The organism is Cytobacillus sp. T106, from assembly GCF_040492155.1.
Taxonomy (GTDB): domain Bacteria; phylum Bacillota; class Bacilli; order Bacillales; family Cytobacillaceae; genus Bacillus_AB; species Bacillus_AB infantis.
Genome location: NZ_JBEUMK010000010.1, coordinates 51,505 through 78,057 on the forward strand (window position 1 = coordinate 51,505; position 26,553 = coordinate 78,057).

Here is a 26,553-nt window from a genome sequence, read left to right on the forward strand (position 1 = left end):
ATTCCATTGAATGCAGGATTCAAGAACTTTTTAGTAATTGGCAGATACTGCTAAGTAGGAGGGCGCTGATTGTTCTACATAAAGCTCGTGATGGTCGTTCTTTTTTTTCTTTGGATCTTTGCTGCGGTAAGAAAGGAATACCGCAAGAGCCCTGATGAGGATAAAGGGGAATTCTGGAGAGATGCGCTTGGCGGAGGAGCAGGCCTGATGTCTGCAGGCTTGCTTCTGAACTTTGTGAATTTCTTGTTTTTTGATGAAGGTTTGAGGAATTTGTCTTTCTGTTTAGTTCTCGCCGGAATGGTTAACGCCAGCCTATATATTTGGAAAAAAAGCAGGAAGCGGAGTTTCATGCTTCTAGGGATGGCGGCGGCAGGCGCGGCTATCTATTACTGGTATTATTATTAATTTTTATATTTACTATATAGTATGTAAAATCCTGGTTCGGAAAGGAGAATATATGCGATATAAAGACTTAATGGAGATGAAGGATATCACGATTTCATTTCATGAAATTTCCGAGCCGAGAATGGAAGGAGCGATGCTGCGCATTACGGTCCTTATAAGCAAAGATGCCACAGACCTGATGATCTTTCCGCATCCTGACAGCAAAGCCTTAAGGGCAGAGATTGAGTTTAAGAATTATGTTACTTATTCTGTCGTTCATGATGATTATACGGTTTGGGATAATGAAGAAGTTTTTGAGGGAGAAGTGTTCAGGGTCTATATGAAGTCAAAGCTGCAGGATTTCGTAAAAAAGGAATATGCTTATCAGGAATCAGAAGGAAAAGAGCTGACGCATTATTCTTTTGCATGTTTTGAGCACCACGTTCACGTGTTTTCCTTTCATGAGCCTGTGATAAGAATGATATAAAAACACCCCTGCAAGGATGCAAATGCAGGGGACATTGTCTATTGAACAGTAATTTCCTCGGTGACTTTATAGTCTTCCCCGTCCTGCTGTGTCATCCAGGCTTCAAGCGTGTACGTTCCCGGGGCAAGCTTCAGCTGGCTGAGGTTGATATCATAATTCAGCTCTTCAGCAGGCTTCAATATTTCTTTTCCCTCAGCCTGGAGGAAAAATGCCGCACTTGAGAACAGGAATACTTCGGTTCCGTCTTTATCTTTTACGGAATAGTCGAAACGCTGGGAAGTGGGGAATTTCATTTCAACTTCCTTTTCTGTCTGGTTTTTAATGGTGTACATATAATTCAATGAGCTTTGTTTGTGAAGTTCAGGTTCTACACTGCCTGCAATAATGCCGCTCCCTCCTCCATTTGTGTTATTTTCTGTTTCTTTACCCGGTTCATTATTTTCTGCGCTCGTGCCGCACCCTGCTAAAACAAGTGTCAGCACCAGGATCCATTTATACATCATGATCACCTTTCTTTGCTGCCAGGATTCCTTTTCCCTATATATATACTGGCGTAAACAGGATAAAGAAAGTTACAGGCAATAAGGGTAAAATAAAGCATAAGCTTTGGTATTTCTTTAATGTTCTGATATCTTTTTCAAAAGGAGGTTTTTTTATGAATTTCGATCATGCCCTATTAGGGGAAAAATATTTCAGCCTGGACGCTGCCCAGGTGGATAAAAGTCCGGATGAACTGGTGATTGCCGATCCTGAAGAATCAGGGTTTTATATCATCAGCAGGGAAAGCTATGAAGAAGGTCCCCAGCTTGCAGGCTACAAAATACTTATTTCTGAAGGGGAATAGCCTCAGCGGGTTTTCCGTACATAATAAATAGAATTATTTTTCAAAAGGAGTGACGGATATGACAGCATACACTTCCAGGCAGGATGTGCCTGTTGAAGAAACGTGGAATCTTGAGGATATCTATAGTGATGAAAAGCTGTGGGAGCAGGATTTCGATAAAGTCGGGAAAATGGCTGAAAAGCTTAAAGAGTATGACGGCAATATTCATGATGCACAAGACCTTTACCAATATTTAAAGCTAAGTGAAGAGCTGTCGTACACATTTACTCATGTATATGCTTACAGTATGTTTAAAGTGGATCAGGATACGAGGGATACAGCTGCACAGGCCCTGCAGGACCGCGTCAAACAGCTTGGGGTAAAAGTCGGATCGGCCACTTCATTTTTCATGCCATATCTCCTTGGACTTGATGAAGGGACGCTTAAAGGATATATCGCAGCTGAAGACGGACTGAAATACTTCGAGGAAGATCTGCTTGAATCTTTTAGGTATAAAACACATGTCCTGACCAAAGAGCAGGAAGAAATTCTTTCACAGCTTGGCGAGGCGCTTTCATCTCCAAGCAATACGTATGGCATGATCAATAATGCCGATATCAAGTTCGGGATGGTAACAAAAGATGATGGCGGGAAGGTCCGGCTTACGCGGGGCATGTACAGCAAGCTGATTGAAGATGAAGACCGCGAAAAGCGGAAGGAAGCTTATAAAGCTTATTACAAGCCTTATGTCGAACTGAAAAATACAATTGCATCCACCTTGTCTGCTGCGATCAAGAATAATGTGGCGACATCCAAGCTTCGCCGTTATCCTTCTGCTTTGGAAAAAGGGCTTTTCGGGGATAATGTCCCGAAAGAGGTTTATGAAAACCTGATTCAATCGGCAAAGGAAAATATCGCACCCATGCATGAATACAACAGGCTGAGAAAAGAAAAGCTCAAGCTTGATGAGCTGCATCAGTATGACTTGAGTGTCCCTCTTGTAAGCGGGGTGAAACAGGAAATTCCTTATGAAGAGGCTTATGAAATTATGCTGAAGGCTTTGGCACCGCTTGGCGAGGATTATGTCCAGACATTGAAGGACTTTAAAGATGCGCGCTATCTCGATGTCCGCGAAACACCGGGGAAAAGATCAGGCGCTTATAATATGGGTGTCTATGGTGTTCATCCTTATATCCTCCTGAACCACCAGGATGATTTGAACAGCTTATTCACACTGGCGCATGAGTGCGGGCATGGGGTGCACAGCAAGCTGAGCAGCCAGCATCAGCCGCAGATCTCAGCGCGCTACAGCATTTTCGTTGCTGAAGTGGCTTCAACGGTCAATGAAGTGCTCTTGATCAACTACCTGCTAGATAATGAGAAGGACGAGAATGTGCGCAAGCATTTACTCAACCACTTTATCGATAAGTTCAAGGGAACCTTCTTTACACAAGTCATGTTCGCAGAGTTTGAAAAGATCACCCATGAATATGTAGAGCAGGGAAAACCGCTCAATGTAGAGGTTTTCAACGGAATCTATGAGGACCTCTTCCGTGAGTATAATGGAGAGGAGCTTGTCTTTGATGAAGAGGTGAAATACGGCTGGTCCAGGATCCCGCATTTTTACCGCCCGTTTTATGTGTACAAATATGCCACCGGATTTGCTTCAGCCATCCATCTTGCCACTAAAATACTTGAAGGCGACAAACAGACGCTTGAGTCTTATATCGAGTTCCTGAAGAGCGGAAGCAGCGATTACCCGCTTGAACTGCTAAAGAAGACGGGAGTAGATCTGACTTCACCAGAGCCTATTGAAAATTCTATGAAGAAGTTTGGCGAGCTTGTGGAGGAATTGGAGAAGACGCTATAGGTGTGAGCCAGAATGCTCTATCAGCCTTTCTGAAAATAAGCATTCATATCAACTGAAGATTTTGGGGAAAATAGCTCCATTAAGATAGTGGGGGTATTTTTTTGGAAAATCATCGCATTCGCTTGACTGCATCAGAAACTGGAGGATTATGGGCAAATTATATAGCTGACAGTATGTTCACATGTGTTTATAAATATTATCTTGCTTGTGTGGAGGATAGTGAAATAAAGGCAGTTTTAGCTCATGCACTGGATTTGTCTGAACAGCATATGAAAGTGACTTCCGATATTTTCAGGGAAGAAGGGCACGCGGTTCCAATTGGCTTTACCGCTGAGGATGTTCATCCGAATGCACCAAGGCTGTTTTCAGATGAATTTTTCCTTTTCTATACCGAACAAATGGCAAAAGGAGCTTTAGTGATTTATGGAGGAATCCTGCCGCATACCTATCGTAATGATATCCGTGAGCATTTTATGTCCTGCATATCGTCCACAATGGAATTGATGAATGAGACCAAAAAGTTACTGCTCTCGAAAGGGCTTGAAGTGAGGTCGCCTTATATTCCTCCTCTTACAGAGGCAGTTATGGTGGAGGATCAGCATTTTCTGGCCGGCTGGTTCGGCAGGCAGAGGCCACTGACAGCTGCAGAGATAAGCCATCTGTTTGCGAATATCCAGACTAACTATTTTGGCTGTGCAGTCGTTTTGGGGTTTGCCCAAACAGCCAAAAAAGAAGATGTCAAAGATTATATGATGCGCGGTAAGGAGATTGCTACAAAACATTCCAGGATATTTAGCCGCTTCCTGCAGGAGGAAGATCTGCCTGCCCCTGTCACTTGGGATGCCGAGATTTCTGAAAGCCAAGCAGCACCTTTTTCTGACAAACTGATGATGTTCCAGGTGAATTTAATGTCTGCTTCAGGGATAGGAAATTACGGTACAGCGCTTTCGGCCAGTCCAAGGAGAGATATTGCCGGTGATTACAGCCGTCTGCTGGCTGAAGTGGGCCTGTATGCCGAGGATGGTCTGCAGATTCTTATCAAGCATGGATGGCTGGAAAGGCCTCCTCATGCAGCAGACCGGAATGAACTAGTAAAATAAATCTTAATGAGCTGCATTTTGCGGCTCTATTTTTTTTTAGAAAGGTTATTTCTGCTGTTATGCTGAATTAATAAGGAGAAGGGAGCGCAGAGCGGATGAAGCTGGTCGATGGATTTTATGATTTTAAAGAAGCGGCAGAGCGGGTGCCTAGTATTGGTAAATATCCAGCATGGCAGGTTTACTATAATAAATACAAAGCAGCATTTGATCCTCTTTTCAGCAGTCTGTACAACCTGGATGATGAGAGAATCCGAACTACTGTCGGGCAATTAAATTTTCAGGATCTGCTCTTACAGTCTGAAAAAGGGCAGATACAATTTCCGCTCAAAAAAATAGAGGCGATTTTAAAGAAATGCAGTACCTATTTTGACTTTCACGAAGATTTTACTGTCTACCTGCTGACTGGGGTTGGCTACAGCGACGGTGCAGCTCTCCCGTCCAGTGATCCGTTTATTTACCTTGGACTTGAGCTCCTGGAAGAAAAAGATCCCGAAATCCTCATACCGCATGAATTCAGCCATATGGCCCGCTTTTACCGTCTGAAAGGCAAAGAAAATTTCAATGCACTGACTGCAGGGCAGCTGGCGGCTGCTGAAGGTCTGGCTGTGTGGGCATCCTTGGAATTATCAGGAAGGGGTCCTGATGATGCATCAATTGCCGAAGCTTTGATGATGAGTCCATATCATTATCGGACCTTGCAATTATCTTTGCCAGAATTAGAAGAAGAAATTCTTAATGATTTGGACCGACCTCTCGATAGGAGGATGCTTGAGAAATACTTCATAGGTACAGAGGCTGAGGGCAGGAGCGGCTATTTCGCCGGGGCTCAAATCATCAATAGCCTGATGTCAGGCGGGATGAGCCTTAAGGATTTGACTTTTATGAATACTGACCGGATCTTTGATATTTATTTATACTTCAAAAAGCATGGCTTATTTTAAAGGAATGAAGGCTGAAACAGAGAAATAATATGTAGAAAGAGTGAAGGGAGATGGCAAAATGGCTGGAAAAGAACCGATGAATGATGCTGTAGATCATATGAAAAAGATTGAGGGGCTTCCGGATTCAGCAGATGTTCGCAGCCTTCCGAAACCGATTAAGATCATAAAATATGTCATTATCGGTTTTTTCCTGTTTTCAATTGCTGCCGTCATCATTATGTCCTTCTTTAACTGATGGCTTGGTGAAGGGTGAAGCAGAGTTTAATAAGACTGAATCCAGCATTCACATGAACACTATTCAAAGCCTGACTGAAAGATAAGCAGCTTAGAAAGAAGGTAGGGAAAAGGAAATGAAGCCAATTGCAGGAGATATTTCCCTCATGCGACTGAGTGAAGATGATATTCAAGGGTTGATCACGCTTTCCGCAGGGGTCGGCTGGGACTATGAACAGGAAGAAGTCTTAACGGTCCTTAAATCTGGAACTGTTCTGGGCCATAAGACTATGGCCGGGGTGCTTATTTCCTGTGCAGCACTGATCCCATATGATAAAAGCCTGGCATGGCTCGGGCTGGTGATTACAGATCCCGGCTTCAGGGGAAAAGGTCTCGCCAAAAAGGTGGTGCAGGGCTGCCTGGAATTGGCCGCTGATGGAACAAGCATTTTGCTTGTTGCCACTGAAGAAGGAAGGCCTTTGTATCTTAAATTGGGATTTTCTGAAGTAGACACCATACATAAATATCTATGCCGGAATTATAATCAGCCAGCAGTTCCTGAGAAAGGGAAAGTTTCGGTCATAAAGGGATTCAGCCCTGATTATTTTGAAAGTCTTGTAGAGTTTGATAAACCAGCCTTCGGGGATGGGAGGACGGTTTTTCTGAAAAATAGAATAGCACAGGCTAAACAATGCCTGCTTGCTTTTGATGCAGAAGGAAAGCTGATTGGTTATGGTCTTTCGATTCAAGGCCCAGTCAATCTCATTCTTGGCCCCATTGCTGCAGAAGATATTGAAACTGCCTCCCTTTTGCTCGATCGGCTTGCCAACGGCCATCAGGGACAGCTGAGGATTGATGTGCCGTCAGGTCAGGATGACTTTATGAAAATTCTAGAGTACAGCGGGTTTACGCTTTCTGCTTCACCTCCTGTCATGGTTTTACATGCGGAAGCTATGCCTGCCAGAAATGGCCGTTTGTTTGCTTTGGCGGCACAGGCATTTGGTTGAGGGATAGAGAAAAAGCAAATTAACAATAGAACATGAAGCAGGATGGCCTGTACAATAAGAGAATATCATGTCAGGCGGAGAGTAAGAGGAAATAATGTTCCGTTTTAGTAAGGGGAACGGTAAACTCTTGTCAGTGATCCTTTACTGTATAAAGAAAGGTGGAGAGTCAAATGTGGCTCTCCACCTTTTTTATTTATTTTTTTCCGATTAACCGGATCGATTTATGTCCGCTGTGGGGATGTGAAGAGGCAGAGAAAAGCTGGCTTAAATACAGCCCCTCAAGCTCTGTGCAAGTCATTTCCCCCAGTTCTTTATTGTCCTGGAATGGTGCAAGTGCCATCAATTTATCGAGAATAAGGTTTCTGCGAGATTCTTCCTTTGTCATCATCAAAATGCTCATCCCCCTCAATTATTCTGCTATGGCTAAAGAATGTGAATTAACATATTATGTACAACTATAATCCCTATATATCCGATTTGTCAAGTTGGTATTAAAACTCTTTTAAAGAGGCTCTTTTCGTAAAGGTTGTTGATTCAAAATATACGGAATTATTTACTTTATTTGGTATTTTATAAGAAGAGGATTACTCAGCTAAGGGTACTGAAGGAAAGGTATTGAAGAAACAGGTTGGCGAATCCTTATTGAAGTGTATGACCAGGAGCATTAAAATAAGCGGAGAATTTCCGGTTAAGCTGCTAGATATGGCTCTGCCGGGTGTAAATAAAGGTAGATTTTCCGGTTAAGGAGAGCGAAATTGCTCATTTTCCTATTTTTTTAATCAATAGCCGGAATTTCTCCGTCTATTTGAGCTATTTTAAGAGGTTTTTCGAGTTTAGGGGGAACCTCTCCGCTTATTTTTTCCCTGTCACAGATTCCCTCATTCTGATTGACGGTTATGCTGTTTGAATGTTGAGAGCATGAGCAGCTTTTGTCCCCTAGCTTCTTAAAAAGATAGCAGCATTTTATGCGAATAGAGCCTTTAGAAAAGAAGGATTCTTCCAATCTTTCATTGAAGTGGAAGGGATGAAAGGGGAGATAAGCAATGAATTTGCAAATAGCATCTATCGAGACAGAAAGACTAGTCATACGCCCATTCGAGCTTTCTGATTATGAAAATTGGTATAAGGGATTCTCGGACAGAAGCCCTTCATTATATAAGTATGATGAAGGAAGGCCAATTACTATGGAGCATAATACTAGAGAATGGTTTGAGAAATGGATCAGAGGTTTTGCGGAAGCAGCCATGAAGGATCAGATGACAAACCTTGGCATATTCAGGAAAAAAGATGGCCTTAATGTTGGTAAAGTTGAGCTGTTCACTATCCTGAGAATGGACTATCAGTGGGGAATGATGGGCTATTCCCTTCATAACCAATTCTGGAAAAAAGGCTATGCTACAGAAGCGGTGTCTGTGGCAGCTGAGATATTTCATGAAAAACTCGGCTTCCACCGCCTTGAGCTGCATATCAACACCGATAACCGCCCATCCATCTCCCTTGCCGAAAGAAGCGGCTTCCATTATGAAGGCACACGAAAGAAGTTCGCCTTTGAAAATGGAGAATGGACGGATTTTCTCATTTATGTGAGGTATCAATGAGGCGTGCCAGGCACCATGAAAAGACAAAATGCAGCAAAGTGTCCATTTGAGGTGCCTGGCACGTTATTTTTTTTTGTTGAGATAGATGGCCATGGAGAGGTAGATGAAGATCACCATAATCAGAAAAACTGGTGTAGGTATTGGGTTTGGTTCCATTATGTGCACCCCAATTTTACTTTAAGTCTTTTAAGTCCGGGTGAAAGAAGCATAGCAGTATGATGATTATAGGCAGGGATAAGGCTAACGCAAGCTTTGGCTTTATGCTGTGAAGCCTGACCATTGTGAATAGGATAATATTGAATACTCCAGACCATATAATACTCCAGCCGTTTTCATAGATAAAAAGCCCTTTTTTGTAAAAGACAAATTCAAGAGCCGTGAAGTAAGCGATCCATATGGCTATATAAGCAAAACTCTTTTTGCCTTTAGGATAAAACCGGAGGTAAATCATTAAGACAACAGGCAGTACAAAAAAAGTGAAAACCAATTCAATCAGCGTGTGGTTAAGCCAGTCAACCGTTACTGCATGATAACTCCATAGAGTATGATTATAGAAAAGGAAATTATACAAAAGATTGCTTATGATGAAATACTGGATAGTTGGATAAAATTCATTCCAGCGCTTCCAGTCGACCAGATAGACCGCAAATAAAATATAGACAAGAATAACCAGTAAAAGGTACATACGATAAGCCTCTCCCAAATAGTAGTAAACATTATATCCACTAAAGGAAACACTCAATCAGAAAAGCCAAATCTCACAAATCAAGCATGATTATTGCAGCAGCGTGTCGAATACATTCTGCAGGAGAAGAAAATAGAAGAATTATCGCAATTCCTATATCAAGGGGGAAAAATATGCCGCACCATATAAGAGTCAGGGCAGGAGCCGTCATTATGAAAAATGACTCAATCCTGCTGATTGAATTTAATGATGAAAACGGCCTCCATTATAATCTGCCGGCAGGCGGCGCTGAACCGGGAGAAACGGTCAAGGAAGCTGCCAGAAGGGAAGCAATGGAAGAGGCATCAATAGATGTTGAAGCAGGTCCGCTTGCATTTGTTTATGAATATGCTCCGCATACAGCTGAAGGCAGGTTCGGTGGGACACACTCACTCTGTCTGATGTTTGAATGCGTAATAAAAGAAGGGTCTTATGCTAAAATGCCGGATAATCCGGATCCGCACCAAACAGGAGTCAGGTGGGTAAAGCTATCAGAGCTTCACAAAATTATCCTTTATCCAAATATGAAGGAACATATATTGGAATACGCCCATAATAAAAGGAATCTGGAGCTTATTGAGGAACATAAGCTCGAGGAGTATGCAGCAGATCCTGCGGGGAATAGATTGTATTAAAATTGTACTCATAAATCGCTTAGTACAGCCTTCGTCAATAACGATCAACAAAACCTCTGGCAAAGTATAACAGCCTTCACAGAAAACAGAAGGGCGAATTGAAACATTATCCTTATTAAATCGTATATAGATGAGATGATAAACGCAGCGGGGTGTTTTGTATGATTAATAATAAGAGAATGTTTACAGCGGCTCTCGTCCTTCTGGGTACCGTCATGGTTATGAATTTCCCCTTTCCTCATAAGTATCCTATCGGAGAGGGCTTACTCACCATTTTCAATATCCCGGTCACTTTGGAAAGCGGAATTCATTTGCCAGGTATCTTAGTCCTTATATTGCTCCTTGGAAGCTTTTATCTGCTGGCCAAGTCATTGGATATGTTTAAGGGCCGGGCCATTCTGGCAGCTATTCTGGCTGTTTCCCTGGTGCCGCCGTTCCTGGCGGATATATATCAAAGAACAGCAGCAAGCGGGATATACGCAGTAAAGTATGAAAAAGAATTGAGTACTTGCTCTTTTGAAATGGGGGAAAAGAAACACTTACATGGAACCTGTACAGTACCCTTAAAGAACTATAGCAGCCGCGGTGCTGATTTCCGTCTATCGTTTAGGGATTATCCAGACACTGAAATACCTTTTGCTTCACTTATGAATAAGGCAGGTCCTTTCAGCATACATCTTGATCCAAATGAGGAGCGTTTCATTGAACTTACAGCTGATATAGATGTCTCGGGAATCGACCATTATACAGATAGCGGAGAAGGAAGCTACATTAATATTGTGATTGAGGCGGAGGGGAAGGAAAGGCGGCTTTGAGCGGCCTTTTAAATTCATGATAAAAAGAATGCTGCATCGGGATTTACTTTTCAGCAGCACTCTAATTTTTCCGTGACAAAGAGGAGAGGATCCATCGCCGCTTTCTGGTGTCAAACAGGATATCCAGCAGGAAAAACAATATTGAACAGGTGATGACTGAACGCCTTAATAGTAGATTCTCTTCGGCCAACAAAAAGGCCAGAAAGGTAAAAGCACCATAAATGAAGACTGAAAATAAAGTCTGCAGTGCAATATTCCCTTTAAAAAGAGCGGCTGGAGCAGAAGCAAGCAGGGATACAGGCAGACCGTAAAATAAGGTGCCGGCAAGCGAAAACATAATGGTAAGAAAAAGTCCCAGCAAAGTATCAAGCAGGGGTTCCGGGCCTATTACTATAAAGCCTATCAGATATAAAGATAGAGAAAAAATCAAAGAGACTGCAATGGCTATAAGAAATTTTTGATATAACATAAGATACCTTCCCGTTATTCAATTCAATTGCCATTATAAACAAATTCCATAAATATTGCCCCAGCCAAATTAATCCACCTCTGGAGAGATGTTGAACATGATGTTTTTTAAAGTTCTATTGATTCTGTTTTCATTGTCCGTTTCTTTCTATAAAATCTTCTTAGCCTTCACTGCTGACCAGGGTACAGCTGCTTTTGCAATTCGGCTGACAGCAGGCATAATTATGGCCATTCTAGCCTGGCTCATCTATAAAGAACGTCATATAACGAGAAAGCAGCGTCTGCTCATGTGGCAGAAAAAAGAAGCGCCTAGAGGTATGGCACTTTACCTGTTTAAATGGGCAATAGGCTGGGGGATATTGGTCGGCTTCATTGTTTTTTCCAGCCTGGCTGAATTCAGAGAAAACGAAGATTTATGGGGAGAATACTTAATTTACATAGCAGCCAATATATTGGCTGGTTTTATTGCCGGCTGGCTTACTTGGCGGAATAACCAAAATGAAACAAGGAATGTAAGTATTATGAATGAGGACTGCTCCTAAATTGGAGCAGTCTTTTTTTATAGAAACAAAGGCAGGATAATAACAGCAAAAAGCAGGCGTTCCAATACACAGGGGATACTTTCAAAAACTATGTGTAATGACCATACAATATATGCAGTATGTCCAAATTCTATCTGCATATGTTTTTTACAGCTATATGGAAATAATATCAGCATGTTCAGGTCATATTAACGATGTAAAACGTTTTGACAAGGGGGCGCATCATGATGCATCAATCAGAGACCCGATTGGAAAAGCTGCTGGGGCAGAATATAACAGCAAGGCATCAGGGAAAGGAATACTCTTTGGACCATTATTTCCAGCAGCCAATCGTACATAAGCAGATTAAGGGGGATAAGGTATATGTCCCTTTGAATCTGGAAAGAGTCTGGAATCAGCCAAGCTAGGAGCAGAAGAGGAGGATTTGTGGATGAAGAATCGTGCGGTGTCTATTTTCGCCCTTGGCGGCGTAAATGAAATCGGCAAGAATATGTATGTCCTGCAATCCGGTGATGATATCATAGTCATCGACTGCGGAGGGAAATTTCCTGATGAAAGCCTGATGGGCATAGATTTAATCATTCCTGATATTTCTTATCTTGAAGAAAACAGATCCAAGATAAAAGGGTTGATTATTACACATGGGCATGAAGATCATATTGGAGGCATCGGCTACTTTCTTAAGAGGGTGAATGTCCCTGTCTATGGAACAAGGTTTACTCTGGGCCTGATTGAACTGAAATTGACTGAGCATGGGATTCTTGCTGATACTGAACTGATTCAGATTGACTCTGACACTGTTCTGGAACTCGGCAGCATCAGGGCAAGCTTTTTCAAGGTCAACCACAGCATACCGGACTGCCTCGGGATTGCATTTCAAACACCGGAAGGATTGATCGTCCATACAGGGGATTTTAAATTCGACCTGACCCCTATGAATGAGCAGTATGCAGATATCCATAAGATGGCGGAATTAGGGACAACCGGTGTACTGGCTCTTCTATCTGAAAGTACAAATGCGGAGCGGACCGGTTTTTCTCCGTCTGAAAGAATTGTTGGTGACCATATTCTGGAGGCTTTCGTTAAGGCGGAGAGAAAGGTCATCATTTCCACCTTTGCTTCAAATGTGAACAGGGTCCAGCAGGTGGCAGATGCCTGCTTCAAAACGGGGCGCAAACTGGCTCTTCTAGGCAGGAGCATGATCAATGTAGTGGGCGTCGCAATGGAACGAGGCTATCTGACTATTCCTGAAGGCATGCTGATCCAGGGATCGGATATCGATTCGCTGCCTCCTGAAAAGGTTTGTATTTTGTGTACAGGAAGCCAGGGGGAGCCAATGGCTGCTCTTGCCCGGCTGTCCACGAATAATTTCAGAGATGCCGAAGTCCTGCCGGGAGATACGGTCATTCTTGCAGCAGGTCCTATACCCGGGAATGAACGGGGTGTGACCAAGATAATTGACAATCTTTATATGCTTGGCGCAAATGTCATATACGGCTCTGGCAGTTCGACCGGAATGCATGTATCAGGCCACGGCTACCAGGAGGATCTCAAATTGATGCTCACTCTGATGAAGCCTAAGTATTTCATTCCCATACACGGAGAATACCGGATGCTTCATCACCACAGGCTGCTGGCTGAGTCTGCAGGTGTAGAAGAGGGGCATACATTTATTGTGAAAAACGGGGATGTCGTGGATATTGAAAATGGAATAGCCCGCCAGACCAGGGAGGTGCCATCAGGCAATACCCTCATTGACGGAATGGGTGTCGGAGATGTCGGCGAGGTTGTCCTCCGCGACAGGAAGCAGCTGTCAGAGGATGGGATGCTTGTCATCGTCTTCACCTTCAGCAAGAAGGAAAGGAAAATTGTCTCAGGGCCTGATACCATATCGCGGGGCTTTGTCTATACGCGAGAGTCTGATGATCTCTTGCGGAAGGTGAACAGTATTGTCAAAAGCACGTTGAATGATCTGAGGCAGGAAAATTACTACCAAAGAAATTCAACCAAGCAGAAAATCAAGAGAGCAGTCGGGCAATATTTATTCTCCGAAACGAAACGGAAGCCGATGATCCTGCCGATCATCATCGAGATTTAAAAAGCCCAAGCTGCATCGCCCAGCCTCCCTGCATATATTGCCCATATGCTGAGCAGGGAGGCTGAATCATGAGGATTGAAAAGCTGAAAACTTATTACGGCTATGATCTGCTGATTGACCGGGTGCTGTATAAAAGATGCTTGAACTGTGAGTCCTGGTTTCCATATGAAGATGAAATGGGGTTTTGCCGTTCATGCATCCGCAAGGCACACAGCCATCACAAATAATTATTTGGTTATAGAAGGAAGGAAGACTGGTTGAGCAATAATCTAATCGAGGCAATGGATGAAGAGACTAAGAAAGAAGTCAGCAGCGCAATAGCAGGACTATCATTCACTAAAAATTTCCGGTCCCCTACTGCTGAGGAGTGGTATGTGTTCCTGCCGGGATACCAGGATCCGCAGACGGGCGGAGCAGCAGGGAAGGCAATCATCCATTATAATATATACGATACAAAGCATTTTAACATCAATACGACGATTATTTGGGATGATCCGGCACTTTGCATAGCAGGCAGGCATAAATTTGTGTACGCTGTTTGTGATGAAATTGTCAATCGTCTTGTAGGCTATGCCGATACACTGCTGTCTGTCCATTCAGGTGAGAATTCATATAATGCAGAATACAGGCAATAGGGAAATTCACAAAACTGAATCTCCCTTAGTTTGTTTTCAATAAAATTATTATGTAAACTGAATCAAAAATTTTATACTTTGCATCTTGTGCAAAAAATTACCTGCTCCAATGGGCAGGTATCTTAAGGGGGGGTGGCAGCTTAGTCGAAAGGTTTCCCATAGAAGCATTCACTTGTGCCTGCGTCAAAAAAAGGCATCCTCTCAGGTCTGCTCCGCAAATATTGGCATCCCTTAAATCTGCGCCAAGCAAATCGCATTTGCGCAAATCGGCATTCTGCAGATTTATCGCGATCAATAGTGCCCCTCGCAGGCTGGCTCCTCTGAGATCTTCCCCTTTTAAAGAGGCACCTATAAAATCACTGCTTCTTTTCAATTTGGACATTACCTTAGGGGACCTATTGTAAGGGACATTTTTCCTGTATAGTTCACTGCTTTTGTTCAGCAATTCACTGACCATACTTCTGTGTGCATGAACATCGAGGTTTATAATGGACTTAGCCTCCAGCAATGTCAGCAGCTTAATGCTGTCCAAGGCAGACTGAAGTTCATCTTTTAGGGGAAGTGTTTCTTTCAGGCTAAGTGCCTCTGTCAGATACAGAAGCATTTCATGGAGCTGCTGCATGACAGGGAATACCTCGAACATCTCGGTTGCCATCTCAGGATTTTTACGCCAGTCTCTGCCTGCGTAAGTGAGCTGCGAGACCTTCTGCCCGGCTCCAAAACACTCGTATACAGTGCAGCCTTTAAATCCTTTCTCTCTTAGTGCTTCATGGGTCCTGCACCGGTAGTCATCCTGCAGATTCGGGCAGGGAGCACCGCTGCTTTTATCTATGGCAAAATCTGCAGACTTTGCAAACGGGAGAGCCACGCAGCAGAGGCCGAAGCAGCTTTCGCAATCAGAGGAAAGGTCTTTGTATGAATTCTTAGGTTCGGTTGATTGAGCAGCCAAAACGCACACTTCCTTTAAGCTTGTCTATAGGAAATTATAACATGGTGCCAGGCATCAGAGTGGAGGATTTTTACAAATGAAATATATAGAGAATACTCATCTGTTGACATTATGGGAGAAGCATCTTAAAATTATCTCGAATTAAAGATAAAAATCAGAAGGTTAAATACCCTAAAAATAGGGGAAATCAGAGAAAGATCAATACAATTAATCATTTTGGAAGGTGATAGGGATGGAACATATTTTTCGAAAGGGTGCAAATCCGGATAAACCGACTCTCCTGCTCTTACACGGGACGGGGGGAAATGAGAGGGACCTGATTCCGCTGTCTGTCATTATAGATGAAGAAGCCTCTGTGCTGAGCGTAAGGGGAAATGTGCTGGAAAATGGGATGCCGCGCTTTTTCCGGAGATTATCGGAAGGTGTATTTGATGAAGAAGATCTTGTTTTCCGCACAAGCGAGCTGAATGAATTCCTGGATGAGGCAGCTGCCAAATATGAGTTTGACCGCAGCAATATCTTCGCCGTCGGCTATTCTAATGGTGCCAATATAGCTGCCAGTTTGTTATTCCACTATAAAGATGCCTTAAAGGGGGCAATCCTTCATCATCCGATGGTGCCGAGAAGGGGTGTAGAGCTGCCTGACCTGACCGGTACCTCCGTCTTCATCGCCGCCGGCAAAAACGATCCGATCTGCCCGTCTTCAGAATCAGAAGAACTGACATCTCTTCTGGAGGATGCCAATGCAGATGTTGAGCTGCACTGGGAGAATTATGGCCATCAGCTGACATCACAGGAAGCGGAAGCTGCTGCAGAATGGTATAGGAGCAAAGTAAAATAATGATATATGACAAAGGCTGGCCATTTTTATGGTCAGCCTTTTTGATTAGAAGATATATTTAGTAATGGAAATTATGGTAAAATAGTGAAAACTTAAAGGGGGAGTATTCATGTTTAATTTGGATTTGGATGAAGAGATCTCACTTAGGCTTTATAAGCCTGAGGATGCAGAAGAGCTATTCATTTTAACCATCGAGTCAAAGGAATATTTAAAGCAGTGGCTGGGCTGGCTGGACTATACCAGGACAGCAGAAGATTCAGCCAGCTTTATTCAATCTTCTCTTAATGCGTTTGAGAAGAATGGAGGGCATCCCCAGGCTGCGGCCATCATTTACAAGGGGAAAATAGCCGGCACGGTAGGATTTAATGAAATCAGCACGCTTCACAAAATCGGCGTAATCGGCTACTGGCTTGGCGAGAAGTACCAGGGAAAAGGAATCATGAGCAAGGCATTTTCAGCCCTGGTAGACTATGGGTTCGAAAAAGCAGGTCTAAACAGGATAGAAGTAAGGGCTGCTGCCGGCAATATGAAAAGCCGGGCTTTACCGGAGCGGTTCGGTTTCGCGGAAGAAGGCGTAATACGAGAAGCAGAATGGCTCTATGATCATTATGTAGATCATATAGTTTACGGTTTATTGAAAAGGGAGTATTCAGGAAGAGAAACAGAAGTTTTACATAGCACGACCATTTGATAACCGCCCTGTGCGGTTTTTTTTTTTTTTGTGAAAAAGTGTAGAAAAGTATAATTCTGAATATATTGTTTTATCAGAATTTGTTATACTGTTTTAGGAAACCGGTTTCAATATGAAGAAAGGGGCAGTGAATATGATACATAAAGAATTGAAGGCCTTTCCCCAGAACTTCCTTTGGGGGGCCGCTTCTGCGGCCTATCAGGTAGAAGGGGCCTGGAATGAAGAGGGCAAAGGTCTCTCCAATTGGGATCAATTTGTCCGGATCCCTGGAAAGACATTTAAAGGGACCACAGGCGATACAGCTGTAGGCCATTACCGCCGCTATAAAGAAGATGTGCAGCTGATGGCTGAAATGGGCTTGAAGGCATACCGTTTTTCGGTTGCCTGGGCGAGAATCTTTCCTGAAGGAAAAGGAAAAGTGAATGAAAAGGGCATCGAGTTTTATGATTCACTGATCAATGAACTGATCAAACATGATATTGAACCTATCGTGACTCTATATCACTGGGATTTGCCGCAGGCACTGCAGGAAGAATACGGCGGCTGGGAATCCCGGCAGATCATTGGAGACTTCACAGCATACAGTACAGAACTGTTTAAGCGTTTCGGCGATCGGGTCAAATACTGGGTCAGCCTGAATGAGCAGAATATCTTTACCATGTTCGGCTACCGGAATAGCATGCACCCGCCCGGGGTAAAGGATGACAAGCTTTTTTACCAGGTGAATCATCATGCCAATCTTGCAAATGCCAGTGTGATAAAAGCATTCCGCTCATATGTACCGGAAGGGAAAATCGGGCCAAGTTTTGCCTACACGCCTTCGTACCCCCTCTCTCCTGAACCAAAGGACATCATTGCCAGCGAAAATGCAGAAGAGCTGAACAGCCACTGGTGGATGGATGTCTACGCATGGGGGAAGTATCCGAAAGCTGCGTGGGATTACTTAGAGAAGGAAGGGCTGGCACCATCGCTGGAAGCAGGGGATCTAGAGCTCCTGCAAGAAGGGAAGCCGGACTTTATGGGACTCAATTATTATCAAACCGCTACCTTTGAAGCCAATCCGCTTGATGGGGGAGTGTCTGAAGGTGAAATGAATACCACAGGCAAAAAAGGGACCACTAAGGCCTCAGGTGTGCCTGGACTATACAGAACAGCTGACAACCCATCCCTGGAAAAAACAAACTGGGACTGGACAATCGACCCGCAAGGCCTGCGTGTGGCACTCCGCCGGATCACAAGCAGATACCAGCTACCAGTACTGATCAGTGAAAATGGGCTGGGTGAGTTCGATAAGCTTGAAGAAGATGGAAAGGTGAATGATGATTACAGAATTGCTTTTATCCGTGCTCATATCCAGTCCATGCAAGAAGCTATTTCCGATGGAGTGGAGCTGCTTGGCTATTGTGTCTGGTCTTTTACCGACCTGCTGAGCTGGCTTAATGGGTTTCAGAAGAGATATGGTTTTGTATATGTTAATCAGCATGAAGAAGGCGAGCATGACCTTAAAAGAACGAAGAAGAAAAGTTTTTATTGGTATAGCGAAGTAATAAAAAGCAATGGAGAAACATTATAAAAAGGGAGCGTAATGCTCTCTTTTATTTTGGAAATCGGTTTCTGTGAGGAAGAAAAACCCTGGAAATTAGTTTAATAACAGCGTTGATTAACTGATTTTAAAGAGAATATTATTATATTAGTCTAATTTCAAGAAAAAATATTGACTAAATTTTCAAAAATATAGTTGATTTCTGAAAAACAGGCTCTTATAATAACAAATGAAAGCGGTTTCTGCTCATTACGGAAACCGGTTTCCATACTTATTGAATTTTAGACAGGTCCTGGGATTCTATTGGAGGGGGTGGCTGAAGGCAGGATTGGGCAGGTTCTCAAAGGGATGGTTCAAATTTACTTACTAATAATGGGGGAGATTCACTTGAAATGGAATAGCCTAAAAAAAATAGCGGCATTCGGAGCATCATCTGTTCTTGCGTTATCGCTTGCAGCTTGCAGCGGCGAGGAAACTTCATCCGGAGGATCCGATGGAGGCGGCGACGTAACCCTGAGCTTCTGGACCTTCGGAGCTACCAATTATGAGGAGCTTGCAAAGAAATATACAGAAGAAAATCCGAATGTCAAAATCAAAGTGAAATCATCAGAGACCGCAGATCACCATGATGCCTTATTTACTGCATTATCAGCCGGCAGCGGGGCGCCGGATATTGCCATGCTGGAAATTGACCAGTTCGACCGCTTTAAAGTTGCCCAGGACCGTTTCGAGAACTTATACGATTTAGGTGCCAAGGATGTACAAGATCAATATCTGGATTGGAAATGGAAGGGCGGAGAAAATGCGGATGGAGACTTCCTGTTCGGTATGCCGACCGATATCGGGCCGAAGGCTTTGTATTATCGTGTAGATCTATTCGAGGAAGCCGGTCTTCCGACAGAGCCTGCCGAGGTGGAGTCACTCATCAATTCGCCGGAGGCTTTCCAGGAAGCTGGCATTCAGTTGAAGGAAAAGACCGGCAAACCATTCGTCGATAGCATCGAGATGGCGTACCGTGCCTATTTGGATGCAGCAGAAAGTACTTATCTGAATCCTGATGGAGAGCTTCTGCTTGAAGAAGACGGTAATGCTGTTAAGGAAGCGTACGATTATGCCGTAAAGCTCAATGAATTGGGCATCGTTGGAAAGTATGACATGTGGTCTCCTGAATGGTCCAATGCTGTTAATAAAGGCGAATTTGCAGCAGAGCTTGGAGCTGGCTGGCTGAAGGGCTGGATGGAAGGCAATGCGCCGGATGCAGTAGGCAAGTGGAGAGTTGCCACACTGCCGAAGGAGTTCGCTGCAAACTGGGGCGGTTCTTATATAGCTGTACCGAAGGAAACAAAAAATGCACAGGCAGCATATGACTTTATCGAGTGGCTTGTTGCACCTGAACAGCAGCTTGAATCCTTCCAGAGCAAGGGACTGTTCCCTTCTGCACCAGCTGTCTATGATATGGATGCTTTCAAATCAAATGAAGATGAATTCTTTGGCGGACAGGTAACTTCGACTGTATTTGCAAATGCTGCCCAGGATATCGAAGGCGCTGTCTTTAAAGGCGAGAAGTACTTCCCGGTTCACCAGGAGGTTGTAAATGCCCTGAAGAATGTTCAAAACGGCAAAGATCCTGAAAAAGAATGGAAAGCTGCCATCAAACGGGCAAAAGACTTACTAGGAAGATAAAGAATGAAAAGGGGAAATGGCTTATTTGAGCCATTTCCTGATTTATGCATAGAAAAGAGGCGGAAACATGCAAACAGCTGCCAAAGAAAGCAAGACGGGTACAGGCCAGATGACTGGAACGAAAAAGCGTCTGTCTGAATCAAAGAAAGATATGATATCCGGCTATTTATATATTGCACCTTTTTTTATCATTTTTGCCATCATTGGCCTTTATCCGGCCCTATTCAGCTTATACCTGGCTTTTCAGAAATGGAACGGACTAAGCCCAATGACGTTTGCCGGTCTGAATAACTTCAAAATTGTACTGGAAGATCCGCTCTTCTGGAAATCAGTTTACAATACAATTGTGATGGGGCTTTTAGGAACAGCACCACAGCTGATTATCGGTATCATTCTGGCCTTTCTGCTCAATCTTACGTTCATCCGGTTTAAAAATTTCTTCCGGGTTACGATCTTTATGCCTTATATCACCTCCATGGTAGCAGTGGCCTTGATCTTCAGCGTCCTGTTCAGCAACCATGAAACGTCGCTGGCCAACTATGTATTGGGCCTTTTCGGCTTTGATCCGGTCAACTGGGGAGCTTCCGAATGGGGGACAAAAATCGCCATCTCCATTATGGTTTTCTGGAGATGGGTCGGCTATAATACGATCATTTTCCTGGCTGGGATCCAGAGTATTCCGAACGACTTGTACGAAGCGGCAACAATCGATGGAGCAAGCAAAACGCAGCAGCTATTTTACATTACACTTCCGCTGCTGAAGCCGTTTATTCTCCTGACCGTTTTCTTCTCAACAGTCGGTGCGCTCCAGCTGTTCTCAGAGCCTACTGTATTCCTTGGGGCCGGAGCATTTTCAAGGGATGAAGCAATGACGATTGTTATGTATTTGTACCGTGATGCGTTCAAACTTCAATCATTTGGTACAGCATCTGCAACAGCCATCATTCTGCTTGTCATCATCGCTGCTTTCGCAACCATCAATACGATGCTGACATCCGGATATGGGCGGGGCAAAAGGAGGTCTGCGAAATGAGCATGAACACTGCCAAAAAGAAACCAGGAAAAGGGAATCTGCCGATCTACTTGTTTCTGAGTATTGCTTCTTTAGTCTCCCTTTTCCCTTTTTACTGGATGTTTGTAATGGCGACGAGTCCAAGCTCAGCATACAACACGATTCCTCCGACACTGACACCTGGGAATCTGCTTGTGGACAATTTCAAGAAAGTACTGAGCAATATTGATTTTTTCAACGCAATGTGGAATTCCTTTATCATCTGTGTGGTTGTTACGCTTGTGGTACTGGCGATCAGTTCACTGGCCGGTTTCGCATTTGCAAAGTTCAAGTTTCCCGGGAAAAATATTCTATTCATCTCAATCCTGGTAACCATGATTATTCCGCCGCAGCTCGGCCTCATCCCCCAGTATTTCCTGATTTCCAAAGCTGGTCTTCTGGATACACTTCCCGGGGTGATGCTCCTGTTCTTCCTGAATCCTCTGGGAATCTTCCTGATGAGGCAATATGTGAACGAAGCTGTGCCGGATGAATTGATAGAAGCGGCCAAGCTGGATGGGTGCTCTAACTTTAGGATTTACCGCAGCATTGTCCTGCCCATCATTCTGCCTGCCTTCGCCACGCTGGGGATCATCGTGTTTACGGCTGTATGGGGAGAGTTCCTGTGGCAATTTACTGTGCTGAGGGACCCAGAAATGTATACAATTCAGGTGGCTTTGGCCAATCTCAGCAACACCCATAATATTGATTTTGGGATGATCATGTCAGGTGTTTTCTGGGCTACCGTACCTCTTTTGGTCATATTCCTGATGTTTAACAAGCTTTTCATTTCCAGCATTACAGAAGGGTCTGTAAAATAATCGGACCTTTCTGATTCTGGAGATTGAAAGGAAAGGGAACAGCTAGTAATCTAGTAACAAAGAACATAATTTGGAAGCAGAAGGGATTCTCATGAGCCTAACGATAAAGAATATTGCGGAAATTGCAGGTGTCTCTGCCGCTACCGTATCAAAGGTCATCAATAATTACGGAGGCATCAGCGAAAGAACGAAGAAAAAGGTAATGGATGTCATTCTTGAGATGGATTATGAACCAAATTTCTCAGCGCGGTCGCTCGCCACGAAAAAATCCAATCTGATTGGCCTGATTTATGCCGGCAAAATCAATGTTGACATGACCCACCCATATTTCAATGAAGTCATTTCTTCTTTTAAAAAGAATATCGGCATGCTCGGCTATGATATCCTCATGTTCTCCAATGAAAATTTCCGGCAGGACAATGGAAGCTATATGGCAAGATGCAGACACTTCAATGTGGACGGCTGCCTCGTCATTGCCGGGGAAGAAGTAGAGGAAGCAGTACATGAGCTAGCTAAGGCTGACTTTCCATGCATCGGGATCGACATTGAACTGTCAGGTCCGAAATCAGCCTTTGTCATGACAGATAACGTGAATCTTTCCCGAAAGGTCATTGAACATCTTTACCTGAATTCAGTCAGGGATGTTGGTTTTATAGGAGGAATGAAGGGATCTGTCATTTCCAACTTGCGGAAGAAGGGATTCCTTGAGGCCATGAACCAGTTCGGCCTGGAAATCAGGGACGACTGGATTCAATATGGTGATTATCATGAAGACAGCGGCTATGATTGCATGAAAAGGATCCTTGAGGGGAAAAGGAAGCCAGAGGCTGTCTTTGCGGCCTCAGATTTAATGGCGCTTGGAGCATTAAGGGCCATTAAGGAAGCCGGGCTTTCCGTCCCTCACGATATAAGGGTGATTGGCTGCGATGATATTGCTGCCTGCCGCTACAGCGATCCCAAGCTGTCGACTGTAAAACAGGATAAAGAGAAATTCGGGAAACTGTCAGCTTATATGCTGAACGATCTCATCAACGGCAAATCCCAGCCGCGGCCTGCCCTGATCGACTCTGAGCTGATCATCAGGGAATCCTGCGGAACACATCTGTAAAAGAAGGAAAATGATCCTTTGGCGAAAGGATATATGGGGGTAGGAGCATGCGAAATTATGCAGCATTTGATGTAGGGGGCTCATCCATAAAATATGCTTTGATGGATGAAGCGGGCAGCATTATAAAAAAGTCATCAATCCCGACTCCAAAGGAAGGTATTGAAGCATTTATTGAAGCAATCGGAAACGCTGTCGAGGACCTCCGGTTCATCAGCCCTGTTGAAGGAATTGCGATGAGCATGCCTGGGGCAGTCGATGTGGCAAGCGGAACGATCCATGGCGCGAGCGCCGTCCCTTATGTTCATGGCCCCAACATCAGGGAGCTGGTGGAAAGAAGGACAGGGCTTCCCGCAGAACTGGAAAATGACGCTAATTGTGCCGGCCTTGCAGAGGGCTGGATCGGTGCAGCAAAGGATGTCCGGGATTATATCTGCATCGTCATCGGGACAGGAATAGGCGGGGCCATTGTCCTGGACAAAAAAGTCAGGCATGGAGCGAGCTTCCATGGCGGAGAGTTCGGCTACATGATCATGGAGGATTATTTAGAGGGTCCTTTAGGAAGAAGCTGGAGCGATCTTGGTGCCACTGGGGCACTGGTCAATATTGCAGCAGCCAAAAAAGGTTTGGATCCTGAAACACTGGACGGCCGTAAAGTGTTTGAGATGGCAGAGAATGGAGATAAAGAGATTCAGGAAGAAATAGACCGCTTCTACAAACGCCTGGCTGTCGGGATTCTGAATCTGCATTATATCATTGACCCGGAAAAAATCCTGATCGGCGGTGCGATTTCGGCCCGGCATGATTTTTGCGATAGAATCAATCGGGTGCTATCAAGCATGAAATCGGATATCCATTCTCTTGATGTAAAAGCCGAGGTGTGCAAGTTCGGAAACGACTCTAATCTGATTGGAGCACTGTACCACTTTCTGCAGAGCCAGAAGGCAAAAGATAAAGTAATGGACTTAAGATAAAGATTAGTTCCCGGCTAATCTTTATTTTCATTTAAGAAGATATCATGCTTTGGGCAGTTTCTTTGTACAGCGCCGTGAAAGCGTTTAATATGGAAAAGAACGCAATACTTGAAGGAGGAAGATCGATGGTATACCTTGCAGGAGAAAAACGCTATGAGACGATGAAATACAATCGAAGCGGTCGCTCAGGCCTCCGGCTCCCCGCCATCTCCCTGGGCTTATGGCATAATTTTGGGGGAACTGATACATACGAAAATGGAAGGGAGATGCTCAGGACGGCATTTGACCTTGGCATTACTCATTTCGATCTGGCCAATAACTACGGCCCTCCGGCAGGCTCGGCTGAGGAGATGTTCGGCCGGATGATGAAGTCGGATTTTGCTCCTTACAGGGATGAAATGATCATTTCAACGAAGGCAGGCTATTATATGTGGCCCGGTCCCTATGGGGAGTGGGGAAGCAGGAAGTACCTCATTTCAAGTCTGGACCAAAGCTTGAAGCGGATGGGGCTTGATTATGTGGACATTTTCTACTCACACCGTCCTGACCCGGACACACCGTTAGAGGAAACAATGGGGGCTTTGGACTCTATTGTCAGACAAGGGAAAGCCTTATATGTCGGCATCAGCAGTTATTCGGCAGAGCAGACTGAAGAAGCAGTGAAAATTCTTAACAGACTTGGGACGCCGCTCGTTATCCACCAGCCAAGCTATTCAATGCTGAACCGCTGGATCGAGGATGGCCTGCAGGATGTTCTGGATAAGAATGGTGCAGGGTCAATTGCCTTCTGTCCGCTTGCACAAGGACTGCTGACCAATAAGTATATTGACGGCATCCCGGCTGACAGCAGGGCTGCCAGCAAGACCGGTGCGCTTCAAGGGGACCAGGTGACAGAGCAGACAATCGAAAAAGTCAGGAAGCTGCATGAACTCGCCTCTGAACGCGGGCAAAGCCTTGCACAAATGTCTCTGGCATGGGTCCTTCGCGGAGGCAGGGTGACATCTGCCCTGATCGGTGCAAGCAGGGTCTCCCAGATTGAAGAAAATGTAGCTGCACTTGATAATTTGGAGTTTACTGCTGAAGAGCTTAACAGAATCGAAGATATTTTAAAAAGCTGAAAATAAGGCCGGTCCCTTTGAGGAGCCGGCCGTTATAGTTTCCTGAACCTAAAGATATTGTATATGCCTGCTAGTAATGCACCTGAAGTACCGGCAATGAGATCTATCATGGTATCCTTATTGCCGCCGCGCTGCATCGTTTCAGTAACAAGCTGGTCGCCGGCAAACTCATAAATTTCCCAGAGGATGCTGGCCGCAGCAGACAAAGAAAAGCTGAAAAGGAATAAAATTGAGCGGGAATTTCCCTTTCCACCGGATAATATCTTAAAAACAAAGACGGCAGCTATGCCGGCAAAGATTCCTTTATAAAGGTGAAGCGTGCTATCCCACCAGGCATATTTGCGATAGAAGCTTGCAATCGACCCCAGATAGATGGAGCAGAATACGAACAAAAAGTAGCCGAAGACCAGGGAAGTCGGGAACGTTTTTTTTAATAAGATCAGTAATAAGGGAAGTGCGCTTACGATGATTCCTCCAAGAGCTACCTGCCAGCGGGAGGAATCGTCTTTGTAAAGATAAAAAATACATAACGCCGCAAAAAAGACCCCAAAAACAGTAGAAAGAACAACTAAAAGCCTATTTCTAGCCGCCATCTACTGGAGCTGCTCTGGCGGCTCTGTGGTATGGGATTTTCTCGCCACTTCGGCAAATAGATCCTGCTTAGATGAGTCATTCGGAGGCATAGGGACTGTACTTCCCTTCAGGAGCATGATCATTTGGTTCATCTGCTGCTGAAGCATTCGGAGATCCTTTTTCAAAGCCGGCTTGGCATCTTCCTTCAGCTCGAATCCAATTTGCCCGTTTGGCTCCAATGTTGCCCATTTGACATCATTCAGGCTGGACACATTGTTCTGCCTAAGCTTCATCTCCAGCTGGTCAACCGTCAGCCTTACCTTTTTCAGGCCTTTCTCATCAAGATTTCCATTGTTGATCAGTACTTTTGCTCTTCCAGTAATGAATTTTTCAATTTTATCAAACTTCACCTGTAAAAGCTCCATGACAACCAGGGTTACTACCAGAATTGCTCCAACAGTAATTGTTGTCCAAATGTTTTTTCCGGCGAGAGGCTGTATCAATAAAGAGCCTATACCAATCATGATTACAGTCTGGGCAAGTGTCATTTGGGATATTGATTTTCTGCCGGCGATCCTGAGCAGCAGGGTGCCTGCCAATACAATCAATATCGATTTCCATATCCAATTTAAGTCCATTTACATCACCCTTCAGAAAAATCTTTTAACATAGTCATCTGCTGTTAATCATGAATATATTCATGCGTACAGCATAGACAGGTATTTGGCATTCTAAGAGGTGTGCTTTTGGGAAAATATGTATTTTGGGTATAATAACTGCAAATTTATGTAGAATCCTTACATTTTTATGTAGAATCCTTATGCAAAATGCAGATTTCGCGGTTTCCCTCAGTAAAACTAAAAG

The 26,553-nt window shown here is 44.1% G+C and carries 32 protein-coding genes; 25 read left to right on the top strand and 7 right to left on the bottom strand.

The window, feature by feature from the left end:
- The first annotated feature begins 69 nt into the window (after nucleotides 1-69).
- Complete coding sequence (locus ABU165_RS17155) at nucleotides 70-405, top strand: hypothetical protein (RefSeq protein ID WP_148949333.1); 336 nt, start codon at nucleotides 70-72, stop codon at nucleotides 403-405.
- Nucleotides 406-457: 52 nt separating this feature from the next.
- The gene (locus ABU165_RS17160) at nucleotides 458-871 is read left to right on the top strand and encodes a hypothetical protein (RefSeq protein WP_262382956.1); all 414 of its coding nucleotides are present in this window, start codon (nucleotides 458-460) and stop codon (nucleotides 869-871) included.
- A 38-nt stretch (nucleotides 872-909) separates the two neighbouring features.
- Here ABU165_RS17160 and ABU165_RS17165 read toward each other — a convergent pair whose 3' ends face one another.
- A complete protein-coding gene (locus ABU165_RS17165) occupies nucleotides 910-1,371 on the bottom strand; it encodes a BsuPI-related putative proteinase inhibitor (RefSeq protein ID WP_353762679.1) in 462 nt (153 codons plus the stop codon).
- Between the two features lie 155 nt (nucleotides 1,372-1,526).
- Here ABU165_RS17165 and ABU165_RS17170 point away from each other — a divergent pair, with 155 nt between their 5' ends.
- The 6 genes from ABU165_RS17170 to ABU165_RS17195 all read left to right on the top strand — a co-directional run bounded on the left by ABU165_RS17170 (nucleotide 1,527) and on the right by ABU165_RS17195 (nucleotide 6,825).
- Nucleotides 1,527-1,715 carry a hypothetical protein gene (locus tag ABU165_RS17170; RefSeq protein WP_009793387.1) on the top strand — a complete coding sequence of 63 codons (189 nt, stop codon included), beginning with the start codon at nucleotides 1,527-1,529 and terminating at the stop codon, nucleotides 1,713-1,715.
- A 58-nt stretch (nucleotides 1,716-1,773) separates the two neighbouring features.
- Nucleotides 1,774-3,564 carry an oligoendopeptidase F gene (pepF, locus tag ABU165_RS17175; protein ID WP_318060311.1) on the top strand — a complete coding sequence of 597 codons (1,791 nt, stop codon included), beginning with the start codon at nucleotides 1,774-1,776 and terminating at the stop codon, nucleotides 3,562-3,564.
- A gap of 101 nt (nucleotides 3,565-3,665) precedes the next feature.
- The gene (locus tag ABU165_RS17180; protein WP_129612669.1) at nucleotides 3,666-4,664 is read left to right on the top strand and encodes a DUF3231 family protein; all 999 of its coding nucleotides are present in this window, start codon (nucleotides 3,666-3,668) and stop codon (nucleotides 4,662-4,664) included.
- 95 nt (nucleotides 4,665-4,759) lie between these two features.
- Nucleotides 4,760-5,605: a DUF2268 domain-containing putative Zn-dependent protease gene (locus ABU165_RS17185; RefSeq protein WP_318060310.1), complete on the top strand. Its 846-nt coding sequence runs from the start codon at nucleotides 4,760-4,762 to the stop codon at nucleotides 5,603-5,605.
- Between the two features lie 58 nt (nucleotides 5,606-5,663).
- Nucleotides 5,664-5,840, top strand: coding sequence for a hypothetical protein (locus ABU165_RS17190; protein WP_170939439.1), 177 nt, complete (start codon nucleotides 5,664-5,666; stop codon nucleotides 5,838-5,840).
- A 115-nt stretch (nucleotides 5,841-5,955) separates the two neighbouring features.
- Nucleotides 5,956-6,825: a GNAT family N-acetyltransferase gene (locus ABU165_RS17195; RefSeq protein ID WP_318060309.1), complete on the top strand. Its 870-nt coding sequence runs from the start codon at nucleotides 5,956-5,958 to the stop codon at nucleotides 6,823-6,825.
- Nucleotides 6,826-7,018: 193 nt separating this feature from the next.
- On the opposite strand, the gene ABU165_RS17200 is transcribed toward ABU165_RS17195, so the two are convergent.
- A complete protein-coding gene (locus tag ABU165_RS17200; protein ID WP_022543968.1) occupies nucleotides 7,019-7,216 on the bottom strand; it encodes a hypothetical protein in 198 nt (65 codons plus the stop codon).
- A gap of 652 nt (nucleotides 7,217-7,868) precedes the next feature.
- Between ABU165_RS17200 and ABU165_RS17205 the strand changes: the two genes are divergently transcribed.
- Nucleotides 7,869-8,423, top strand: a complete 555-nt coding sequence (locus tag ABU165_RS17205; RefSeq protein WP_318060308.1) for a GNAT family N-acetyltransferase — start codon at nucleotides 7,869-7,871, stop codon at nucleotides 8,421-8,423.
- Between the two features lie 172 nt (nucleotides 8,424-8,595).
- On the opposite strand, the gene ABU165_RS17210 is transcribed toward ABU165_RS17205, so the two are convergent.
- The gene (locus ABU165_RS17210) at nucleotides 8,596-9,108 is read right to left on the bottom strand and encodes a CBO0543 family protein (RefSeq protein ID WP_318060307.1); all 513 of its coding nucleotides are present in this window, start codon (nucleotides 9,106-9,108) and stop codon (nucleotides 8,596-8,598) included.
- 173 nt (nucleotides 9,109-9,281) lie between these two features.
- Here ABU165_RS17210 and ABU165_RS17215 point away from each other — a divergent pair, with 173 nt between their 5' ends.
- Both ABU165_RS17215 and ABU165_RS17220 read left to right on the top strand, forming a co-directional pair.
- Complete coding sequence (locus ABU165_RS17215) at nucleotides 9,282-9,782, top strand: NUDIX domain-containing protein (protein ID WP_248137650.1); 501 nt, start codon at nucleotides 9,282-9,284, stop codon at nucleotides 9,780-9,782.
- 161 nt (nucleotides 9,783-9,943) lie between these two features.
- Nucleotides 9,944-10,597: a hypothetical protein gene (locus ABU165_RS17220; protein ID WP_318060306.1), complete on the top strand. Its 654-nt coding sequence runs from the start codon at nucleotides 9,944-9,946 to the stop codon at nucleotides 10,595-10,597.
- Nucleotides 10,598-10,658: 61 nt separating this feature from the next.
- Here ABU165_RS17220 and ABU165_RS17225 read toward each other — a convergent pair whose 3' ends face one another.
- On the bottom strand, nucleotides 10,659-11,066 hold the full coding sequence (locus ABU165_RS17225) for a hypothetical protein (RefSeq protein WP_248137648.1): 408 nt from the start codon (nucleotides 11,064-11,066) through the stop codon (nucleotides 10,659-10,661).
- Between the two features lie 97 nt (nucleotides 11,067-11,163).
- On the opposite strand from ABU165_RS17225, the gene ABU165_RS17230 reads away from it, so the two are divergent.
- From ABU165_RS17230 to ABU165_RS17250, 5 genes are all read left to right on the top strand, one after another.
- Complete coding sequence (locus ABU165_RS17230; protein ID WP_318060305.1) at nucleotides 11,164-11,607, top strand: hypothetical protein; 444 nt, start codon at nucleotides 11,164-11,166, stop codon at nucleotides 11,605-11,607.
- Nucleotides 11,608-11,831: 224 nt separating this feature from the next.
- A complete protein-coding gene (locus ABU165_RS17235) occupies nucleotides 11,832-12,014 on the top strand; it encodes a hypothetical protein (RefSeq protein WP_318060304.1) in 183 nt (60 codons plus the stop codon).
- Between the two features lie 23 nt (nucleotides 12,015-12,037).
- Entirely contained in the window at nucleotides 12,038-13,705 is a 1,668-nt protein-coding gene (locus tag ABU165_RS17240) for a ribonuclease J (protein ID WP_318060303.1), read from the top strand.
- A gap of 68 nt (nucleotides 13,706-13,773) precedes the next feature.
- On the top strand, nucleotides 13,774-13,932 hold the full coding sequence (locus ABU165_RS17245) for a hypothetical protein (RefSeq protein WP_170939438.1): 159 nt from the start codon (nucleotides 13,774-13,776) through the stop codon (nucleotides 13,930-13,932).
- A gap of 54 nt (nucleotides 13,933-13,986) precedes the next feature.
- Nucleotides 13,987-14,340, top strand: coding sequence for a hypothetical protein (locus ABU165_RS17250; protein ID WP_318060410.1), 354 nt, complete (start codon nucleotides 13,987-13,989; stop codon nucleotides 14,338-14,340).
- 97 nt (nucleotides 14,341-14,437) lie between these two features.
- Here the strand turns inward: ABU165_RS17250 and ABU165_RS17255 are convergent, their stop codons facing one another.
- Nucleotides 14,438-15,289, bottom strand: coding sequence for a pentapeptide repeat-containing protein (locus ABU165_RS17255; RefSeq protein WP_318060302.1), 852 nt, complete (start codon nucleotides 15,287-15,289; stop codon nucleotides 14,438-14,440).
- A gap of 232 nt (nucleotides 15,290-15,521) precedes the next feature.
- Here ABU165_RS17255 and ABU165_RS17260 point away from each other — a divergent pair, with 232 nt between their 5' ends.
- From ABU165_RS17260 to mgrA, 9 genes are all read left to right on the top strand, one after another.
- Complete coding sequence (locus ABU165_RS17260; RefSeq protein ID WP_094767654.1) at nucleotides 15,522-16,130, top strand: alpha/beta hydrolase; 609 nt, start codon at nucleotides 15,522-15,524, stop codon at nucleotides 16,128-16,130.
- Nucleotides 16,131-16,239: 109 nt separating this feature from the next.
- Nucleotides 16,240-16,821, top strand: coding sequence for a GNAT family N-acetyltransferase (locus ABU165_RS17265; protein WP_318060301.1), 582 nt, complete (start codon nucleotides 16,240-16,242; stop codon nucleotides 16,819-16,821).
- Between the two features lie 133 nt (nucleotides 16,822-16,954).
- On the top strand, nucleotides 16,955-18,394 hold the full coding sequence (locus tag ABU165_RS17270; protein WP_318060300.1) for a glycoside hydrolase family 1 protein: 1,440 nt from the start codon (nucleotides 16,955-16,957) through the stop codon (nucleotides 18,392-18,394).
- A gap of 318 nt (nucleotides 18,395-18,712) precedes the next feature.
- Complete coding sequence (locus ABU165_RS17275; RefSeq protein WP_396349980.1) at nucleotides 18,713-20,047, top strand: ABC transporter substrate-binding protein; 1,335 nt, start codon at nucleotides 18,713-18,715, stop codon at nucleotides 20,045-20,047.
- 67 nt (nucleotides 20,048-20,114) lie between these two features.
- Entirely contained in the window at nucleotides 20,115-21,080 is a 966-nt protein-coding gene (locus ABU165_RS17280) for a carbohydrate ABC transporter permease (protein WP_318060299.1), read from the top strand.
- A complete protein-coding gene (locus ABU165_RS17285; RefSeq protein WP_009793413.1) occupies nucleotides 21,077-21,919 on the top strand; it encodes a carbohydrate ABC transporter permease in 843 nt (280 codons plus the stop codon). Before ABU165_RS17280 ends, ABU165_RS17285 begins: the two co-directional genes overlap by 4 nt.
- A gap of 91 nt (nucleotides 21,920-22,010) precedes the next feature.
- Entirely contained in the window at nucleotides 22,011-23,027 is a 1,017-nt protein-coding gene (locus tag ABU165_RS17290) for a LacI family DNA-binding transcriptional regulator (protein ID WP_022543959.1), read from the top strand.
- Nucleotides 23,028-23,074: 47 nt separating this feature from the next.
- Entirely contained in the window at nucleotides 23,075-23,998 is a 924-nt protein-coding gene (locus tag ABU165_RS17295; protein WP_009793415.1) for an ROK family protein, read from the top strand.
- 125 nt (nucleotides 23,999-24,123) lie between these two features.
- A complete protein-coding gene (gene mgrA / locus ABU165_RS17300) occupies nucleotides 24,124-25,116 on the top strand; it encodes an L-glyceraldehyde 3-phosphate reductase (protein WP_318060298.1) in 993 nt (330 codons plus the stop codon).
- A gap of 32 nt (nucleotides 25,117-25,148) precedes the next feature.
- Here mgrA and ABU165_RS17305 read toward each other — a convergent pair whose 3' ends face one another.
- Together ABU165_RS17305 and ABU165_RS17310 are read right to left on the bottom strand one after the other, a co-directional pair.
- On the bottom strand, nucleotides 25,149-25,709 hold the full coding sequence (locus tag ABU165_RS17305) for a DUF2238 domain-containing protein (protein ID WP_318060297.1): 561 nt from the start codon (nucleotides 25,707-25,709) through the stop codon (nucleotides 25,149-25,151).
- Nucleotides 25,710-26,327, bottom strand: a complete 618-nt coding sequence (locus ABU165_RS17310; protein WP_318060296.1) for a DUF421 domain-containing protein — start codon at nucleotides 26,325-26,327, stop codon at nucleotides 25,710-25,712. It lies immediately after the preceding gene.
- Between the last annotated feature and the right edge of the window lie 226 nt (nucleotides 26,328-26,553).

Excerpts from the sequence above, each read along its gene's own strand:
- ABU165_RS17160 (WP_262382956.1), top strand. The coding sequence starts at position 458 with ATGCGATATAAAGACTTAATGGAGATGAAGGATATCACGATTTCATTT.
- ABU165_RS17165 (WP_353762679.1), bottom strand. The coding sequence starts at position 1,371 with ATGTATAAATGGATCCTGGTGCTGACACTTGTTTTAGCAGGGTGCGGC.
- ABU165_RS17170 (WP_009793387.1), top strand. The coding sequence starts at position 1,527 with ATGAATTTCGATCATGCCCTATTAGGGGAAAAATATTTCAGCCTGGAC.
- pepF (WP_318060311.1), top strand. The coding sequence starts at position 1,774 with ATGACAGCATACACTTCCAGGCAGGATGTGCCTGTTGAAGAAACGTGG.
- ABU165_RS17185 (WP_318060310.1), top strand. The coding sequence starts at position 4,760 with ATGAAGCTGGTCGATGGATTTTATGATTTTAAAGAAGCGGCAGAGCGG.
- ABU165_RS17190 (WP_170939439.1), top strand. The coding sequence starts at position 5,664 with ATGGCTGGAAAAGAACCGATGAATGATGCTGTAGATCATATGAAAAAG.
- ABU165_RS17195 (WP_318060309.1), top strand. The coding sequence starts at position 5,956 with ATGAAGCCAATTGCAGGAGATATTTCCCTCATGCGACTGAGTGAAGAT.
- ABU165_RS17205 (WP_318060308.1), top strand. The coding sequence starts at position 7,869 with ATGAATTTGCAAATAGCATCTATCGAGACAGAAAGACTAGTCATACGC.
- ABU165_RS17210 (WP_318060307.1), bottom strand. The coding sequence starts at position 9,108 with ATGTACCTTTTACTGGTTATTCTTGTCTATATTTTATTTGCGGTCTAT.
- ABU165_RS17215 (WP_248137650.1), top strand. The coding sequence starts at position 9,282 with ATGCCGCACCATATAAGAGTCAGGGCAGGAGCCGTCATTATGAAAAAT.
- ABU165_RS17220 (WP_318060306.1), top strand. The coding sequence starts at position 9,944 with ATGATTAATAATAAGAGAATGTTTACAGCGGCTCTCGTCCTTCTGGGT.
- ABU165_RS17225 (WP_248137648.1), bottom strand. The coding sequence starts at position 11,066 with ATGTTATATCAAAAATTTCTTATAGCCATTGCAGTCTCTTTGATTTTT.
- ABU165_RS17230 (WP_318060305.1), top strand. The coding sequence starts at position 11,164 with ATGATGTTTTTTAAAGTTCTATTGATTCTGTTTTCATTGTCCGTTTCT.
- ABU165_RS17235 (WP_318060304.1), top strand. The coding sequence starts at position 11,832 with ATGATGCATCAATCAGAGACCCGATTGGAAAAGCTGCTGGGGCAGAAT.
- ABU165_RS17240 (WP_318060303.1), top strand. The coding sequence starts at position 12,038 with ATGAAGAATCGTGCGGTGTCTATTTTCGCCCTTGGCGGCGTAAATGAA.
- ABU165_RS17245 (WP_170939438.1), top strand. The coding sequence starts at position 13,774 with ATGAGGATTGAAAAGCTGAAAACTTATTACGGCTATGATCTGCTGATT.
- ABU165_RS17250 (WP_318060410.1), top strand. The coding sequence starts at position 13,987 with ATGGATGAAGAGACTAAGAAAGAAGTCAGCAGCGCAATAGCAGGACTA.
- ABU165_RS17260 (WP_094767654.1), top strand. The coding sequence starts at position 15,522 with ATGGAACATATTTTTCGAAAGGGTGCAAATCCGGATAAACCGACTCTC.
- ABU165_RS17265 (WP_318060301.1), top strand. The coding sequence starts at position 16,240 with ATGTTTAATTTGGATTTGGATGAAGAGATCTCACTTAGGCTTTATAAG.
- ABU165_RS17270 (WP_318060300.1), top strand. The coding sequence starts at position 16,955 with ATGATACATAAAGAATTGAAGGCCTTTCCCCAGAACTTCCTTTGGGGG.
- ABU165_RS17275 (WP_396349980.1), top strand. The coding sequence starts at position 18,713 with ATGGTTCAAATTTACTTACTAATAATGGGGGAGATTCACTTGAAATGG.
- ABU165_RS17280 (WP_318060299.1), top strand. The coding sequence starts at position 20,115 with ATGCAAACAGCTGCCAAAGAAAGCAAGACGGGTACAGGCCAGATGACT.
- ABU165_RS17285 (WP_009793413.1), top strand. The coding sequence starts at position 21,077 with ATGAGCATGAACACTGCCAAAAAGAAACCAGGAAAAGGGAATCTGCCG.
- ABU165_RS17290 (WP_022543959.1), top strand. The coding sequence starts at position 22,011 with ATGAGCCTAACGATAAAGAATATTGCGGAAATTGCAGGTGTCTCTGCC.
- ABU165_RS17295 (WP_009793415.1), top strand. The coding sequence starts at position 23,075 with ATGCGAAATTATGCAGCATTTGATGTAGGGGGCTCATCCATAAAATAT.
- mgrA (WP_318060298.1), top strand. The coding sequence starts at position 24,124 with ATGGTATACCTTGCAGGAGAAAAACGCTATGAGACGATGAAATACAAT.
- ABU165_RS17305 (WP_318060297.1), bottom strand. The coding sequence starts at position 25,709 with ATGGCGGCTAGAAATAGGCTTTTAGTTGTTCTTTCTACTGTTTTTGGG.
- ABU165_RS17310 (WP_318060296.1), bottom strand. The coding sequence starts at position 26,327 with ATGGACTTAAATTGGATATGGAAATCGATATTGATTGTATTGGCAGGC.